This window comes from Kribbella sp. NBC_00382 (assembly GCF_036067295.1).
Classification (GTDB): Bacteria; Actinomycetota; Actinomycetes; order Propionibacteriales; family Kribbellaceae; genus Kribbella.
This window is the reverse complement of the sequence record NZ_CP107954.1, coordinates 5,098,023-5,114,837: the sequence shown is the minus strand read 5'-3', so window position 1 is coordinate 5,114,837 and position 16,815 is coordinate 5,098,023. Positions and strand designations below refer to the sequence as shown.

15 protein-coding genes are annotated in these 16,815 nt (G+C 69.1%); 13 read left to right on the top strand and 2 right to left on the bottom strand.

Annotation, left to right across the window (positions count from 1 at the left end):
- The first annotated feature begins 15 nt into the window (after nt 1-15).
- The 3 genes from OHA70_RS24610 to OHA70_RS24600 all read left to right on the top strand — a co-directional run bounded on the left by OHA70_RS24610 (nt 16) and on the right by OHA70_RS24600 (nt 3,167).
- Nucleotides 16-591, top strand: coding sequence for a TetR/AcrR family transcriptional regulator (locus OHA70_RS24610; protein WP_328321531.1), 576 nt, complete (start codon nt 16-18; stop codon nt 589-591).
- A 190-nt stretch (nt 592-781) separates the two neighbouring features.
- Nucleotides 782-2,290 (top strand): agmatine deiminase family protein, encoded by a 1,509-nt coding sequence (locus tag OHA70_RS24605; protein WP_328321529.1) that lies wholly within the window; start codon nt 782-784, stop codon nt 2,288-2,290.
- A 31-nt stretch (nt 2,291-2,321) separates the two neighbouring features.
- On the top strand, nt 2,322-3,167 hold the full coding sequence (locus OHA70_RS24600; protein ID WP_328321527.1) for a haloalkane dehalogenase: 846 nt from the start codon (nt 2,322-2,324) through the stop codon (nt 3,165-3,167).
- Between the two features lie 4 nt (nt 3,168-3,171).
- On the opposite strand, the gene OHA70_RS24595 is transcribed toward OHA70_RS24600, so the two are convergent.
- Entirely contained in the window at nt 3,172-4,059 is an 888-nt protein-coding gene (locus OHA70_RS24595; RefSeq protein ID WP_328321525.1) for an LLM class flavin-dependent oxidoreductase, read from the bottom strand.
- A 91-nt stretch (nt 4,060-4,150) separates the two neighbouring features.
- Here OHA70_RS24595 and OHA70_RS24590 point away from each other — a divergent pair, with 91 nt between their 5' ends.
- From OHA70_RS24590 to OHA70_RS24550, 9 genes are all read left to right on the top strand, one after another.
- Entirely contained in the window at nt 4,151-4,579 is a 429-nt protein-coding gene (locus OHA70_RS24590) for a MarR family winged helix-turn-helix transcriptional regulator (protein WP_328321523.1), read from the top strand.
- A gap of 162 nt (nt 4,580-4,741) precedes the next feature.
- On the top strand, nt 4,742-5,716 hold the full coding sequence (locus OHA70_RS24585; protein ID WP_328321521.1) for a glycoside hydrolase family 16 protein: 975 nt from the start codon (nt 4,742-4,744) through the stop codon (nt 5,714-5,716).
- 79 nt (nt 5,717-5,795) lie between these two features.
- Nucleotides 5,796-6,533 (top strand): GntR family transcriptional regulator, encoded by a 738-nt coding sequence (locus tag OHA70_RS24580; RefSeq protein WP_328321519.1) that lies wholly within the window; start codon nt 5,796-5,798, stop codon nt 6,531-6,533.
- Nucleotides 6,534-6,705: 172 nt separating this feature from the next.
- Nucleotides 6,706-9,459 (top strand): ATP-binding protein, encoded by a 2,754-nt coding sequence (locus tag OHA70_RS24575; RefSeq protein WP_328321517.1) that lies wholly within the window; start codon nt 6,706-6,708, stop codon nt 9,457-9,459.
- Between the two features lie 105 nt (nt 9,460-9,564).
- Nucleotides 9,565-10,572, top strand: coding sequence for a DUF4331 family protein (locus tag OHA70_RS24570; RefSeq protein ID WP_328321515.1), 1,008 nt, complete (start codon nt 9,565-9,567; stop codon nt 10,570-10,572).
- Between the two features lies 1 nt (nt 10,573).
- On the top strand, nt 10,574-12,040 hold the full coding sequence (gene fumC / locus OHA70_RS24565) for a class II fumarate hydratase (protein WP_328321513.1): 1,467 nt from the start codon (nt 10,574-10,576) through the stop codon (nt 12,038-12,040).
- Nucleotides 12,040-13,347, top strand: coding sequence for a threonine/serine exporter family protein (locus OHA70_RS24560; protein WP_328321511.1), 1,308 nt, complete (start codon nt 12,040-12,042; stop codon nt 13,345-13,347). Before fumC ends, OHA70_RS24560 begins: the two co-directional genes overlap by 1 nt.
- Entirely contained in the window at nt 13,344-14,030 is a 687-nt protein-coding gene (locus OHA70_RS24555) for a YoaK family protein (RefSeq protein ID WP_328321509.1), read from the top strand. Before OHA70_RS24560 ends, OHA70_RS24555 begins: the two co-directional genes overlap by 4 nt.
- Before the next feature lie 11 nt (nt 14,031-14,041).
- Nucleotides 14,042-14,404, top strand: coding sequence for a hypothetical protein (locus OHA70_RS24550; protein WP_328321507.1), 363 nt, complete (start codon nt 14,042-14,044; stop codon nt 14,402-14,404).
- Here OHA70_RS24550 and OHA70_RS24545 read toward each other — a convergent pair.
- Nucleotides 14,364-15,107, bottom strand: coding sequence for an SDR family oxidoreductase (locus tag OHA70_RS24545; RefSeq protein WP_328321505.1), 744 nt, complete (start codon nt 15,105-15,107; stop codon nt 14,364-14,366). The two genes, OHA70_RS24550 and OHA70_RS24545, sit on opposite strands and share 41 nt — an antisense overlap.
- A 178-nt stretch (nt 15,108-15,285) precedes the next feature.
- Between OHA70_RS24545 and OHA70_RS24540 the strand changes: the two genes are divergently transcribed.
- Nucleotides 15,286-16,794: an MFS transporter gene (locus OHA70_RS24540; RefSeq protein ID WP_328321503.1), complete on the top strand. Its 1,509-nt coding sequence runs from the start codon at nt 15,286-15,288 to the stop codon at nt 16,792-16,794.
- Nucleotides 16,795-16,815 lie beyond the last annotated feature (21 nt).

Here is a 16,815-nt window from a genome sequence, read left to right as displayed (position 1 = left end):
ACTAGAATCGGCAGCGTGACCGACCGCCGCACGCAGCTCCTTCAGGCCACCATCACCGTCATCGCCCGCCGTGGCGTGCGCGGAATGCGGGTCCAGGAGGTGGCCAAGGACGCCGGTGTCTCGGTGACCCTGCTCTACCACTACTTCGGCAGTCGGGAAGGTCTGCTCGAGGCGGCGCTGGAGGCGGTCAGCGATCAGGCTGGGCGCTATGCGGCCCAGGCCGCGGAAGGTGCGACCTCCGCGCGGGCCGAGCTGGTCGCGCGGCTGGTGGGTGAGCTTCGCGGTACCGACGAGATCCAGACCAACTCGGCGGCGTGGGGTGAACTGCGCTGGGCCTCGGTCTTCGATGAGAGGCTCCGGCCCGCGGTGCACAAGCTCACTGGGGAATGGGTGGACGAGATCGCGGAACTGGTCGAGCGAGTGCGTACCGAGGAGGGCTCGCCAGGCTCCCTCGACGCCGGCGCTGTGGCCGAGCGGCTGGTGGCTCTCGTCGAGGGCCTGTCCGGGCGTTGGCTCACCGGCGCCGTCGAGCCCGAGCACCTGCAGGAACTACTCGCCGACGCGATCACGATCGAGCTCCCACCGCGCTGACCGGAAGCAACCGACCGGAAACGTTGCGGCAAGCAACGTTGTCCGGTCGCTGCGGCATGCCCTGAAAGCCTTCTGGACAAGCAGTTTCAGGAGATTGCGGCGGGCTCTTGACATCAATTCGAGCCGGGCGCACAGTTGCCGCAAAACTTGGATGCCAACCAAGTTTTGGCCCAGCTGAAAGGAACCGACGATGAGCGAAATCGAGACCGAGGCGCCACCCGCGGCGGGGTTGTCCCGGCGGCAGTTCGTGGCCCGCACCAGCCTTGCCGCGGCCGGGCTGGCCCTGGCCGGCGGCGGGTTGCGGGCGGTCAGTACCCACGGTGCGGCGTTCGCTGCCCTTCCGTACCAGGTCCCTGCCGAGGATGCCCTGGTGAAGCGGACGTGGATGGCATGGCCTTCCAGTACGTCGATCTGGGGCAACCTGCTGTCCGGGATCCAGGGCGACATCGCCAAGCTGGCCAACGAGATCGTCAAGTACAACCCGGTGATCCTGTGCGCCGACGGCTCGTCCGCGGCGACCACCGCCCGCGGCCGGGTCGGCGCCGGGGTCACCGTGATCAGCTCGATCCCGGTCAACGACTGCTGGATCCGCGACACCGGGCCGATCTTCCGGCTGGACGGCGCCGGCGGGATGAACGCGTTCGCCCTGAACTTCAACGGCTGGGGCAACGAGCAGACCCACGCGAAGGACAGTCTGGTCGCGCAGAACATCGCGACGTACGACGGCGTACCGCTGACCAGGGCGAGCGTCATCGGCGAGGGCGGCGGCGTGGTCTACGACGGCGACGGCACCCTGATCGCCAACAAGAGCTCGTGGCTCGACTCGGCCCGCAACCCGGGCAAGACGCTGGCCCAGATCGAGGCGGAGCTGCTCGCGCAGTACGGCGCGACCAAGATGATCTGGTGCCAGGGCGTCTCGAACGAGGACATCACCGACGACCACATCGACAGCACGGTCCTCTTCGTGCGGCCCGGCGTGGTGATCGTGCAACTCTCCAGCCCGTCCCGGCCGACCAGCGTCTGGTCGCAGGACGCGATCAACACCAAGAACATTCTCACCGCCGCCACCGACGCCAAGGGCCGCCGTTTCCAGGTGACCACAATCTACGGACCGTCGACGCTGCCGCGGATCCCCAGCTCGCAGTGGTCCACGTTCTTCGACGGCTACCTCAACTGCGCGATGACCAACTCGGCGATCATCACCGCCCAGTTCGGCGACACGCAGGCTGACGCGGCGGCCAAGGCAGCGCTGGAGAGCGCCTTCGGCAAACCCGTCGTACAGCTCAATCTCGACCACCTGATGGGCGACGGTGGCGGCGGCGCGCACTGCGTCACCATGAACGAACCCTTGGCCGGCCCCGGCGGCCCCACTCCCACGCCCACTCCGACGCCGGGCGTGCCCACCATCACGGCAGACCGTACGACGGTACGCCGCGGCGCCCAGATCAACGCGACGGTGACGAACGGTCCGGGCAACCCCCGCGACTGGGTCGGCCTCTACCGCGCGAGCGCCACCAACTCCGCCGGCGGCGTCGACGAGAAGTACCTGAACGGCGGCACCACCCCACCATCCACCGGCCTCACCTCGGCCACCATCACCTTCACCGCCCCCAACACCACCGGCACCTACAACTTCCGCTTCTTCGCCAACGACGCCTACACCCTCCTCGCCACCACCCCAACCTTCACCGTCACCTGACGCGGGCGATCCGGTCCAGTACGTTGCAACGGTGGCGACGGTCGACGTACTGGACAGCTGGATGTACTACGAGGAGGTCGGCAGCGGTGAGCCGGTCGTCTTCCTGCATGGGAATCCCACGTCTTCGTACCTGTGGCGCAACGTTTTCGGGGTGGTTGCCCAGGGTGGGCGCCGATGCATTGCTGCGGACCTGATCGGTATGGGTCGGTCAGGTCGGCCGGAGCTGGAGTATCGGCTTGCCGATCACATTGCGTATCTCGACGGGTTCCTCGCGGCGCTCGCGCTCGACGAGGTCACGCTGGTCGGGCACGACTGGGGTGCGGTCCTCGCGCTGGATCAATTGCGCCGCCGGCCTGACCGGGTCCGTGGTGTCGCGTTCCTCGAGGGGCATATCCATCCGATCGATCGGTGGGCGGACTTCGACGACGGCAGCCGCGAACTGTTCCGGCGGCTGCGGGACCCGGAGCTCGCCGGGCCACTCATCCTGGAACAGAACTTCTTCATCGAGACCGTCCTCCCGGCGGGGATTCTCCGGCCCCTGACCACCGAGGAACTGGATGCGTACCGCGCGCCGTTCCTCGACCCCCGGGACCGGCGCACGATGCTCGTCTGGCCGCGCGAGATCCCGATCGAGGGCGACCCGGCCGACGTCGCCGAACTCGTTCGCGCCAACCAGACCGTCATCTCGGACCCGGCCGTTCGCAAGCTCCTCATCCACGCCAGACCAGGAGCCGTGATCGGCCCCGACGAGGTCGAATGGTGCCGGGCCAACGGCCGGAACCTGGCCATCGCCGACGTCGGGCCGGGGATCCACTTCCTACCCGAGGACCGTCCCGCCGAGATCGCTGCAGCCCTTACCAACTGGCTGGAGCATTAGCCCTTCAGCCGATGGCCGCTCGGACTGCGGGAACGACCTCCTGGGACCAGCGGGTGAGGGTGGTTTCGAAGGGGTCGGAGCCTCGGGGGAAGAGGATGAAGCCGGCCGCGCCGTGGTCTAGTACGGCACCCGTGAGCTCTTCGACCCATTGCGCCGGCGAGCCGCCGATCCAGCGGCCGTCCTCGTCGCGGACGCGGTCGAGGGGCTGGGCGGTGATCCGGCCGGGGAAGTTGTAGATGGTGGCCACGTCGGAGGGTTTGCGGCCAACCGACAAGGCTGCCTCGTCGATGATCGGGCGGGCCTGACGGTAGATCTCACTGAGCCAATCGGCTGCGTGGCCAGGGATCCAGCCGTCAGCCTGACGACCGGTCGCGGCCAGCGACTTGGGCCCGTTGGATCCGGTCCAGATCGGCGGGGCCGGTACCTGGGAAGGCTCGAGCGCGGTCACGCCGTAGTACGGGTCGGTGATCGCGGGACCACCGCCGGAGAGTTGCCGGACCAGGATCATCGCCTGCTCGAACGCCTTCACCGCCTCCGCCGGGCGGACTCTGGGAACGCCCATCGTCTCGATCCGGTCCCACGCGCCGCCCGCACCCAGGCCGAGTACGAACCGGCCACCGGAGATGGCGGTCAGCGAGGACGCCGTCCGGGCGAGCACCGGGGCCGGCCGCAGCGGGAGGTTGGTGACGTTTGCCAGCCCGGCGATGCGAGTCGTCCGGCCGAGTACGAAGGAAAGCGTCGCGTAGGGGTCGAGGAGGTGGGGCAGATACGGGTGATCCGAGAGCGAGAAGAGATCCAGCCCGTCCCGATCCGTCTGCTCGGCCAGCCGGAGGATCTCCGGCACCTCCCGGAGGTGATCCGGGGAGCCATACCCAAAGCGCACGTTCATCATCTTGCCCTCCTAAGTAGTTCGGACACCGAAATACTAGACCTCCTAACTATCAGAACCCCAAACTGTCCGCAGGTCGGACTACAGTGGTGGGGTGGCGACGACGACAACGAGGCACACCGAGCTGGTCGGCTCCCTGGTGCAACTGATGCACGTCCTCCAGGACCTGTACGCCGAAACGAGCCGCCCGCTAGGCCTCACCCCTCAGCAGGCCCACCTGCTCTGCGTACTCCTGGCCGGCCCCCAGGGCATGACCGACCTGAGCCGCATCATGTCCATCGAACGCTCCAGCCTGACCAGCATGGTCGACCGCCTGGAACGCCGGTCGCTCCTGGCCCGCAACCCCCACCCCACCGACCGCCGAGCCAGCCAAATAGCCCTGACCCCCGACGGCCACACCCTCGCCGCCCAGGCCCACACCGCCTTCACCGACCGCGTCGAGGCCCTCACCGCCGGTCTCCCGCCCAGCACTCGCGAAACCCTCACCAAGGCCGTCACCCACATCACCACCGAGGCGGACTGACAACTGGTAAATACCATCGGTTCCGATAAAGCCGTGGATCGCCACCTTTGGTATTTACCAGTGCATTAGAGAATAACTTTCCGGGCGAATATCGATGGGTTCGTTCGGAAAGATCGGGTGAAACTCTTGCGATTCACGCAGGCGGCATTCATGCTCAGCGACATGTCACGTCAGCGAACGACAATCTTTCTCGCCGCGGCCGCCTCGATCGCCTCGATCGTGAGCGGCGGCGCTGCTGCCATCGGCTCGACCGGTCACCCCGGCCACGACTCAGGTCACTGCGGCGTCCTGTTCGACGACTTCCAGTACAAGTCGGCGACCGATCCTCAGCTCGGCGCCCATGGCTGGAATGCCCGTACCGAAGTAGGTGGGCCAGGCATTCCGGGCGCGACCTGGCCGGCCGGCAACGTCTCCTTCGTCAGTACCGGCGGGCAGCAGGTCGCTCAGCTCCGCGCGGCGACCAACGGGTCCGCCGCCGGCACGAGCCACGCCGAACTCCGCCGGACCACGATGAACCTGCGCAACGGGACCTACGCGACCCGGGTCCGGTACGCCGACAAGCCGGCCGCCGGACCGGACGGCGACCACATCAACGAGACCGCCTTCGCCATCGGCCCGACGAAGTTCGACTACGACCCGATCTACAGCGAACTCGACTTCACCGAATACCTGCCGAACGGCGGCTGGGGAGAAACCGGCCCGATCAATTTCCAGACCAGTTACCACACCTTCCGTGAGGACCCGTGGGACGCGCGCTCCGCGGCCGACAGCCAGGAAAGGTCGCTCGACGGCTGGCACACCTTTGTCACCCAGGTCGGTAACGGCCACGCGAAGTACTACATCGACGGAAAGCTCACGGCCGACCACACCGTCGACCAGGACGGCAACACCGTCCTGCCGCGCCAGGACATGAGTATGAACTGGAACCTGTGGTTCATCGATCTGGACGGGCACCAAGGCACGGCCACCAGTGAGTACCGCGAGCAGATCGACTGGGCGTACTACGCCAAGAACGAGACGGTATCGCCCAGCCAGGCCGAGGCGCGGGTGACGAAGTACCGCAAGCACGACACCACCTACCAGGACACCATGATCAACACCGGGAGCTGCGAGAACTACCAGCCTCCGGAGCACTGATCCCGTGGCTCCGGGCGCCGCGGCATAGCTGATTGGGCTATGTTCGCGTCAACGTCCGGCGCATGGAGGGTGGGTGCTCGTGGCAGGCAGCCAGCGCAAGCGAGATCTGGCCCGCGAGCACCTGCTCGGGCTGGTCGAGTCACGAGCGGTCGGTCAAGCGATCCCGTCCGAGCGGCAACTGTCCGCCGAGCTCGACATCTCCCGCCCCACCCTCCGCGCAGTGGTCGACGACCTGGTCCGCGACGGCCGGCTGGTACGCGAGCACGGTCGCGGCATGTTCGTCGGCAGCCCCAGAATCGCCCAGCAGATCACCGGCACCCACGGAGCGACGTACCCGCGAGCCTCCGCGGCCTGGACCAGCAGGGTGCTCAGCCATGCCACGATCCAGGCCGGCAACGTGGTCGCCAACCGGCTCCGGGTCACCCCGACCACCGCGGTCCTGCGGATCGCCCGGCAACGCCTCGTCAACGGCGAGCCGATCTGCCTGGAGACGATCCACGTCCTGCAGGAGCTCGTCCCCGACCTCGACGTCCAGGCTATCGAGCAGAGTTCGTTCTACGCGTTGCTCGAACAGCAGTACGGGGTGATCCCGACCGACGCCGAGCAGACTCACGCGGCCGCGGCGGCCGATGCCACCGAGTCAGCCCTGCTCGGCCTCGCACTGGACGCTCCGATCCTGGTCCTGGAACGAACCACCAGTGACCAGAACGGTCGCCGCTTCGAGTTCACCCGCGCCGCCTACCGCGGTGACCGCTACCAGGTCACCACCCAGTTGAGTCTCGCCAAGCCCACTGGTGATTCTCCGAGCGTTGTCTGAGGGCCGAGCCGCTGCGGGTGGCTTCCTGGCCAACCGGCCGATCGCGTCCTACGCTGGCCCAGTTCGACCGGCTTTGGCCGGTGGCTCGCGGTACGGGCGCGGTTGCTCACCGCTTGAAGGGCGGCGGACGTTGAGTCCACAAAACGGGGTAGGCGGCCAAGCCGCAGGAGGGGTGCCGGCAACCGGGTTGCTCGGGCGCCAGGTCGAACGCGCGGTACTCGACGGGGTTCTCGCGGGTCTGCGCGATGGCGAGAGCCGCGCTCTCGTCGTACTGGGTGAGGCCGGGGTCGGCAAGACGGCGTTGCTGGACCACCTGGCGAGACCCACCGGGGACCTGCGGATCCTGCGCGCGGTCGGCGTCCAGTCGGAGATGGAGCTGCTCTTCGCCGCGCTGCACCAGCTGTGCGCGCCGATCCTGGACCGGGCGGATCGCATTCCGGAACCTCAGCGGCAGGCACTCGCGACGATCTTCGGTCTGGCGCCGGGGCCGGCGCCAGATCCCTTCATGGTCGGTCTCGCGGTCCTGAGCCTGATCTCGGACCTGGCCGGGGAGCAGCCGGTCCTCGTCATCGTCGACGACGCCCAGTGGCTCGATACGGCGACCGCTCAGACGCTCGGCTTCGTGGCCCGCCGGCTGGGCGCCGAGGCGGTCGGACTGGTGTTCGGGGCTCGCGAGCCCCGAACAGAACTGCGTGACCTCCCGGGGCTCATGGTCGAAGGGCTGCCGGACCGCGATGCTCGCGCGCTGCTCGGGTCGTCCGTCGAATTCCTGCTCGACGGGCCGATCCGGGACCGGATCGTGGCAGAGACGCGTGGCAACCCGTTGGCGCTGCTGGAGCTTCCGCGCGGACTCACCGCGACCCAGCTCGCGGCCGGGTTCGGCCTCGCCGGCGGCCCAGGCCTGCCGGTGCGGATCGAGCAGAGCTTCCTGCGGCAGGCAGAGACGCTGCCGACCTCGACCCGGCGACTGCTGCTGATCGCTGCCGCCGAGCCAGAGGGTGATCCGGTCCTGGTGCGGCGAGCCGCCGACCTGCTCGGGATCGCCGCCGACTTCACCGAGGTTGCCAACCTGCTCACGCTGAGCGAGCGGTTGACCTTCCGGCATCCCTTGGTGCGATCCGCGTTGTACGGGGCCGCGGCCGACTCGGAGCGTCAAGCGATCCACCTGGCCCTGGCCTCCGCCACGGATGCGACAGCCGACCCCGATCGACGCGCCTGGCACCTCGCCTCGGCGGCGACCGGACCCGATGAGGAGGTCGCCGCCGCACTGGAACGATCGGCCGATCGCGCGCAGGCCCGAGGCGGCTTCGCGGCGGCCGCGGCCTGCTGGCAGCGCGCGGTCGCGCTGACCGTCGATCCCGCCCGCCGGACCCAACGCGCGATGGCCGGCGCTCACGCGAGCCTCCGGGCCGGCGCCTTCGCGACTGCCTCGCGGTTGCTTGTCACCGCCGAGGTCGGCCAGCTCGATGACCTCGGCCGGGCCCGGATCGACCAGATCCGCGCGGAAGCGGCGTTGGCCCAGCAACGAGGACATGATGCTGCGGGGCTGCTACTACGGGCCGCCCGAACGCTGGAGCCACTGGACGTAAGGCTCGCCAGAGAGACGTACATAGACGCCTGGAGCGCCGCCCTCCTGGCCGGCGGCCTGGTGCAGACCGTCGGCATCCCCGAGGTCTCCCGCGCGGTCAGGGCAGCTGCGGCACCCGAGGGCAGTCCGCATAGCTCCGACCTGCTCCTCGACGGATTCGCCACCCTGTTCGTCGAGGGAAGCCGCGATGCCGTGCCATTGCTCGAACAGGCCGCCACCGCGTTCGGCAGCCCGGAGGTATCGGCCGAGGAGGCGCTCCGCTGGGGATGGCTCGCTACCGTCGCAGCCGCGACGGTGTGGGACTTCGAAGCGTGTGTCGCGGCCGCCGGCCGGCAGGTCGAAGCAGCGCGCAGCGCCGGAGCCCTCGCGGTCCTCGTCGTCGGCGTGAACGTTTTGGAGCAGGTCGCCGCGTTCGCCGGTGATTTCGCCGAGGCGACCGCTCTGAAAGCCGAGGCGGATGCCGTCCGGGAGGCCACCGGCACCCACATGGCGCACTACGGCGCCGTGGTCCTGGCGGCGTTCCGGGGACATCAGGACGAGGCGTTCCCACTGATCGACGAAACGATCGCCGAAGCGACCGCCAACGGCCAAGGGATGGCGGTGCGGCACGCCCAGTGGACCAAGTCATTGCTCCTGAACGCGCTGGGCCGCCACGACGAGGCGCTGGCGATGGCACGGCTGGCGGACAAGGACACGGCCAAACTCTGGATGTCGTCGTGGGCGCTGATCGAACAGGTCGAGGCGGCATCCCGGACCGGGCGGCCCGACGAAGCGGCTGCCGCGCTGGCACGGCTTCAGGAAAACACCCATTACAGCCGGCAGCCGTGGGCGCTCGCTGCCGAGGCGCGTGCACGGGCACTCGTCAGTACCGACGACACTGCCGAGGCCGCGTACGTCGAGGCGATCGAGTTGCTGGCCGGCACCCGGCTACGACCGGACCTGGCCCGGACCCGGCTGCTGTACGGCGAATGGTTGCGCCGCAGAGGCCGGCGGATGGAAGCCCGCTCGGAGCTGAGGTCCGCCTACGAGCTGTTCTCCTCGATCGGCATGGACGCCTTCGCGGAGCGCGCGCATCGGGAGCTGCACGCGACCGGAGAGACTGCCCGCAAGCGTACGGCCGCTCCGTCGACCGGCGAGGCGCTGACCTCACAGGAGCGGCAGATCGCGCTCCTGGTCCGCGACGGACTGTCGAACTCCGAGGTCGCCACCCGGCTGTTCCTCAGCCCGCGGACCGTCGAGTGGCACCTGCGCAAGGTCTTCGACAAGTTGTCCATCACCTCCCGCCGGCAGTTGCGGGACGTGCCCTTCCAGAGCGGCTACGAAGCGGCGCGCGGCTAGCGCCACCGGTTTCACTGGCCGGCGCCGGCCAGTGAGTATCACGGGCGCGACAGGTGGTGGTGAGGTCCCAGGCTGGCACAGACCACCACCACCGAAGGAGATCTCGTGTCCAACCACTACAGCGCGGCCAATCTCCGGTTTCCCGGCGACGACGCCCGCCTCGACTTCACCGACCTGTACCTCTTCGCCTCGCCGGACGATCCCGGCCGGACGGTCCTGATCATCGACCTCAACCCGTACACGACCGGGATGAGCGCGATGCCGCCGTTCCTGATGAAGCGGGAGTTCCATCCCGACGGGGTCTACCGGATCAACATCGACACCGACGGCGACGCGCAGGCCGACGCCGCCTTCACCTTCGTGTTCTCCGAGCTGAAGGACGGCGGGCAGACCGGGTCGGTCTACTTCGCCACCGGAGCCGAGGCGCGCAGCCCCGGGCCCGCGGGCGAGCTGATCATCACCGGAACTCCGGTGGGCTTCGACGCAGCGGCCGAACCGATCACCCTGGGCGACGTCCGGCTCTTCATCGGGGTGCGCAGCGACCCGTTCTTCGCCGACGCCGACGGCTCCTTCCACGGTTTCCAGTGGACCGGGCAGGACGCCTTCGCCGACCGGAACGTCCTGACGATCGCGCTCGAGGTACCGAACGGGATGCTCAGCGCGGATCCGGCGATCGGCGTCTGGGTCACCGTCGGGGTGCGCCGCGACGGCGCGATCGTCCAGGTGGACCGCGGCGGGCACCCGACGATCAACCCGTTCGTGAACCCGAACAACGTCAAGAACGAGTACAACCTCAGGCAGCCGGTCGACGACGTGGCCAACTATCTGGAGCTGTGGTCCGGGTTCCTCGAGCAGAACGGCGGCTACTCGCCCGAGGAGGCGAAGTCGGCGGCGCTGATCGTGCTGCCCGACATCCTCCGGTACGACCGCGGCGAGCCGGCCGCCTATCCCAACGGCCGCGCGATCACCGACGACGCCTTCAGCGCCCGCTTCGCCTGGATGTCCAACGGCAAGATCGGCGCCCAGGGTCTCGAGCCGCACAAGGACCTGCAGCCGGCGTTCCCGTTCCTCGGCGTCCCCAACCGCTACCCGGGTGTCGACGAGGGCAGCTGACATGGACACCTCTCAGCAAGCCACCACCGGCCCCGTACTCCGTGAGCTGCCGATCGGAATCGACGCGACCGGCACCCGCGCCGAGTTCGACAGCATGGGCCCGGTCGACGTCCCGGCGGATCGGTACTGGGGCGCGCAGACCCAACGGTCTCTGCTGCACTTCTCCATCGGCGACGACCGGATGCCGAAGGAGGTCTACCACGCCTACGGGTACGTCAAGAAGGCGGCCGCGATCGTCAACCAGCGAGCCGGACGGCTCCCCCGGTGGAAGGCCGACGCGATCGTCCGGGCAGCCGACGAAGCGATCGCCGGCCAGCTCGACGACCACTTTCCGCTCTACGTGTGGCAGACCGGGTCCGGCACGCAGAGCAACATGAACGTCAACGAAGTACTGGCGAACCGGGCGATCCAGTTGCTCGGGGGCGAGCTGGGCAGTCAACAGCCGGTCGGCCCGAACGACGACGTCAACCTGGGGCAGTCCAGCAACGACAGCTTCCCCACTGCCATGCACCTGGCGGCGATCGCGGAGATCGACGACCGGCTGGTACCGGCGGTGCGGGACCTCGCCGCAGAACTGCACGCCAAGGCGACAGCGTGGATGGACGTCGTCAAGATCGGCCGGACCCATCTGGAGGACGCCGTACCGCTCACGGTCGGCCAGGAGTGGTCCGGATGGGCCGCGCAGCTCGACGCCTGCGGCGAGGAGATCAAGCACAGCCGTCAGGGGCTGTACCAGTTGGCTCTCGGCGGTACCGCCGTCGGAACCGGGCTGAACGCGCCCGAGGGATTCAGCGTGGAGGTAGCGGCCGAGATCGCGCGGCTCACCGGCAAGCAGTTCGTCACGGCGCCGAACAAGTTCGCGGCGCAAGGCTCGCTCGACGCGATCGTGCGCGCCCATGCCGCTCTGCGCGGCCTCGCCGTCGCCCTGATGAAGATCGCCAACGACATGCGCTGGCTGGCGTCCGGTCCACGCACGGGTCTCGGCGAGCTGATCCTGCCCGCCAACGAGCCGGGGTCGTCGATCATGCCCGGCAAGGTCAATCCGACCCAGTGCGAGGCGATGGTGATGATCTCGATCCAGGTGATCGGCGACGACACCGCGGTCGCCTTCGCCGGTTCGCAGGGCAACTTCGAGCTCAACGCGATGCGCCCGATCATCATCAGCAACTTCCTGCACTCGGCCCGGATCCTCGGCGACGGCCTGCAGAAGTTCCTCCGGTACTCCGTGCGCGGCACGACCCTGAACGAGCAGCGGATCTCCGGCTACGTGGACGAAAGCCTGATGCTGGTGACCGCGCTCAGCCCGTTGATCGGGTACCAGAACGCGGCGCACATCGCCGAGGACGCGCTGGCGAAGGACCAGACGTTGCGGGAGGCGGCGCTGGCATCCGGGCACGTGACCGCCGAACAGTTCGACTCCGCCATCGACCCACTGGGGATGGTCGGGCACGGCGTCGGCGGAGCCTGATGTCCACGCGGCAGGAGGGACGGAAGGCGGCACACAGCGGAGACGGGGCGCTGGCGGCGGAGCGCTTCCTCGTCGAGGCGATCAGTGTCTTGCATGCCAACGGGGCCGAGACGGACCGGGCGGAGCGGCGTACCGGGCAACTGGCTCGCGCGCTCGGGCTCAACGCCCGGGTGGATCTCGGCTGGTCGTGGTCGGACTTCTCCTTCGAGTCCAAGGCCGGGGCCTACGACGTCCGCGGCAACGGCGCTGTTCCCAGCGGCCTCGCTGAGAACCGGGTGCTTGCCGTCGACCACATCATCAACGACCTGGACGCCGGCAAGCTCGCCCTCGCCGACGCGTTCGAGCGGCTACGGTCCGCGGCGACGCTGCCGCCTCCCAACATCGCCTTGTACGCGATCGCCTGCGTCGTAGGTGGTTGCGGGCTGGCCGTGATCTTCGGCGTACGCGAACTGACGACCCTGGCGCTCATCGCCGTGTGCTGCGCTGCGGGGGCGTTCGCTCGCCGCGGGCTGGGGAAGGCCGGCGCGAACGCCTACGCACAGGTGGCGGCCGCTGCGCTGATTGCCGGGTTGGGTGGCGCGGCAGCGAGCGGACTCGGTATGAACTCAGCACTCGGTCTCGCCGCGCTGTGTCCGTGTCTGATCCTCGTGCCCGGCCCGCACCTGCTCAAAGGAAGCCTGGACATCGCCACCCTGCGGATCCCGTTGGGCGCCAGCCGCCTGGTGTTCGCCGCGGCCCTGATGACCGCGGTCACCGCAGGACTGCTGATCGGGCTGTGGCTGGGCCGGGCGCACCTCGTCGCCGATCCCGCCGGTCCGGGTGTACCGATCTGGGTCGACGTCCCGACCGCTGGGGTGCTCGCTGTCGCGTACGGAGTCTTCTACGCCGTACCGCTCCGGGTGCTCTACTGGGCTTTCCTCGTCGGCGCAGCGGCTCATGCACTGCGCTGGACGGTGGTCGACCACTGGCATGCTCAGGCGTGGATCGGCGCCGGCCTGGCATGTCTGTTCGTCGGCCTGGTGCTGGTACCTGTGTGCGAGCGATGGCAGCTCCCGTTCTCCGCTCTCGGCTTCGCCTCCGTCGTCTCCCTCGTCCCAGGCTCGTTGATCTTCCGCGCGCTGGCCGCCTTCGCGCAGTTGTCGTCGGCCACGGGCGCAGAGAGCCAGCAGCTTCTCGCCACGACCGCCGCCGAAGCGAGCACGGCGGCGCTCATCCTGCTGGCGATGCCACTCGGGTTCCTGATCGCCGACGCGGTCTGGTCGCACTCCCGGTTGCTCGACGCCACTATGCGGTTCCCGTCGAGATGACCAGCCTCAGGGTCGAGCTCGTCCCCTTCCTGCTCAGCTTCGTCGCGGGCATGGTCGACGTCACCTCGTACGTCCTGCTGCACGGGCTTTTCACAGCGCACATCACCGGCAACGTCGTCGTCCTCGCCGCCGATGCCGCCGTGCATCGACCGGTGCGGGCCACGGTGGTGCTCGCCGTGGCGGTGTTCATCGCCGTGACGGCCGCACTCACCGTCGTGGTCGACCGCTCGCAGCGCCCGCCGTACCGGTGGGCCGCCCCGTTCCTCTGGCTGCAGTTCGCATTGCTCGTCGCTGCGGCACTGCTGGCCGGGCCTGGCGTCGAGACCGCCGTCGCCCTTCTCGCCGTGGCCGCGATGGCCTGCCAGAACGCCTTGCTGCACCTGACCTTCAGACGTGCGCCGTCGACGGCCGTGATGACCGGCAACATCGTCGCGTCGACGGTCGCTCTCGTCGGACTGGCGACCGGGCGATCCCGGACACCGGCGACCCGCGCTGCCGACCGCGTCGCGTGGACCACGTTGCGGCCGCTCCTGTTCGGTTTCGTCGCCGGTTGCGTACTCGGTGCCGCGGCGAGCGAGGTCGTCGACCGGTTGGCTTGGCTGGTGCCCGCCGTAACCAGTGGCCTCTTGGCGGCAGGCGTCACCAAGTCCGGCTTGCCCGTGCCGTTGCGGCGCGAAGAGTGAGAGGGAAGAAGATGAGGACAACTACTCCGCTGGGCGCGATCGCTGGCGGCCTGCTCGCCGGTACTGCCGGGACGCTGGCCATGGACGCGGTGCTGTTCACCCGGTACCGGCGTGACGGTGGCGCCTGCCCGTTCGGAATCTGGGAGTTCAACGCCGGCCTGGACGACTGGGCGGACGCCCCGGTGCCCGCGCAGGTCGGGCGCCGTCTCGTCGAAGGGGTGACCCAGCGCGAACTGCCCGTACGCCGGGCCGCCCTGGTCAGCAACATCACGCACTGGTCGTACGCGGCGCTGGCCGGCGTCAGCACCGCGGCCGCGCTCCGGGTCCTCTCGGTTACCAGGTCTGGTTGGCGGCGCGGAGGCACAGCTCGTTGATCGCCACCCGACGCCGCCGGGTGACGACATAGGCGATGGCGTCCGCGACGTCCTCGGGTTCCAGCGGCTCCACGCCGTCGACCAGGCGCTGGGCCGCGCCGCGCATCGAGTCCCCCACCTCGCCCACCACGCCGGGCTCGATCAAGCACACCCGCACCCGCTCGACCAGTAACTCCTGCCGCAAGGACTCGCTGAACCCGTTCATACCGAACTTGGTGAGGTTGTAGACGCTGCTCGTCGGGCGCGCGACCCTGCCCGCGGTACTGCTGATGTTCACGATGTCAGCCACTCCGCGCGCTGCGGTCGTGGCGGCGGCGATCAGATACGGCAACGCCGCATGAGTCACGTGGAGCAGGGCACGCACGTTGAGGTCGACCATCCGGTCCCACTCCTCCAGCGAGGCATGAAGCGCTGAGTCCAGCAGCATGACGCCGGCGCTGTTCACGAGGATGTCGAGCTGCCCGAAGGTGTCGACGACCTCCTGTACAGCACCGGCCGCGCGTACCGGATCGGTGAGGTCGGCCTCGACCACGAGCGCCGCCCCGCCCGTCCCCACGATCTCCTCGGCAAGTGCCGCCAGCCGCTCCCAACGGCGGGCCACCAGCCCGACGACGACCCCTTCCCGCGCGAGCCGACGGGCGGTCGCGGCTCCGATACCGCTGCTGGCCCCAGTCACCAGTGCCACCGTCCCGCGCAGGTCCATGAGCTCAGCTCCTTCGGCTGGTGCGGGTGCGGACGCCTCCAGACTGATCCGATCCCCGCCTCCCTTGCGCCAGTGCTGATCACTGGTGCCGGGGCCCCAGGGAGCACCACGGGCGCGAGCCGGCGCACCGTCGCCTGAAGGTGGGTGTTGTGCCGATCCAGGGGATGAGGAGCATCCGATGACCACAGAGAAACCATCACTGACCAGCAACCGGCCCGCCGGCGGTGAGCTGGTCGCACTGCGCAGCCCGGCCGGGGTGGCCCTGGTGGCAGCCACTGTGATGGCGTCCATGATCGGGTTCCTGGACGCGTTCATGATCAATGTCGCGGTGCCGGCCATCGCGACCGACCTGGACGCCAGTGTGAGCGAGCTCCAGTGGGTCCTCACCGGCTACCTGATCACGGTCGCCGCGCTGTTGTTGCTGGCCGGCGCCCTGGCCGATCACTTCGGTCGCCGACGGGTCCTGATCGCGGGTCTGCTCGTCATGCTGGCCGCCTCGATCGCCTGTGCCGCAGCCGGGTCGGTCGAAGCCCTTGTCGTCGCGCGGCTGTTCCAAGGAGCCGGCGGAGCCCTGGTCGTACCGAGCAGCCTCGCACTTCTCAACGGGACACTGATCCCCTCCGACCGAGCCCGGGGCATCGGCATCTGGGCCGGGCTCGCGACGCTCAGCAGCACCTTCGGCCCCTACGGCGGAGGCTGGCTCGTGGACCATGCGTCCTGGCGCTACGTCTTCCTGCTCAACCTCCCGCTGATCGTGGTGGCCCTGCTGGTGATCACCCGCGTGCCCGAGGTGACCTGGACGCCGCGGCCGCTGTCCCTCGACCTGCTCGGCGCCCTGCTGGGCGTCGTCGGACTGGGCGGAGTCATCTACGCGCTGACCGAAGGACCCGGCCGCGGCTGGGACGACCCGCTGGTGTTGTCGTCCGGGATCGTCGGCGTTGTCGGACTGGCCGGCCTCGTGCCGCTCGAGCGACGCCGGCCGAAACCCCTCCTGCGACTGGCACTGTTCAAGTCCCGCCAGTTCGACGCGATCAACGCCGCCACCCTGCTGTTCTACGGCGCTCTCGCGGCCGCGAGCTACCTGGTCGTTCTCCAGTGCCAGCTCCGGTTGGGATACAGCGCGACCGAGGCCGGCGCGGCGCTCATTCCGGAGTCAGTCGTCTTCCTGCTGGTCTCGCCGTTCGTAGGCGGTCTGGTGGCGCGCATCGGCACCCGGTGGCCGATGGCCATCGGCATCCTGGTTGTCGCGGCCGGTTTCGGCTGGCTGTCGACCGCGGAGACCGGTGACTCGTACGTCGCTGCCGTCCTGCCGGGCGCCTTGCTCTGGGGCCTCGGGATCGGCCTGGCAGTAGCACCGCTCACCGCCGGAGTACTGGCCGCGGTCGATGACGCCGACCTCGGTGAGGCCTCGGCGATCAACGACGCGGCCTCGCGCGTCGGCGGCGTGATCATGGTGGCCCTGGTGCCTGCCCTACTCGGAGCGGGAAACGCCCGGAGCCTGAGCGAACCACTGGCCGCCGGGTTCTCGACCGCCATGCTCGTCATCGCCGGTCTGTGCGTCGCGGCTGCCGTGCTCACGATCGCCTTCGTCTCGCGCGACCGCACACCACATCGCCGGATGCCGGCCCCGTCGCCCCGGGTCGCCGTTTGTGTCCTTCCCAACCCTGCTCTCCAACGGAAGCACTGACCCAACCAATGGGAGGTTCCC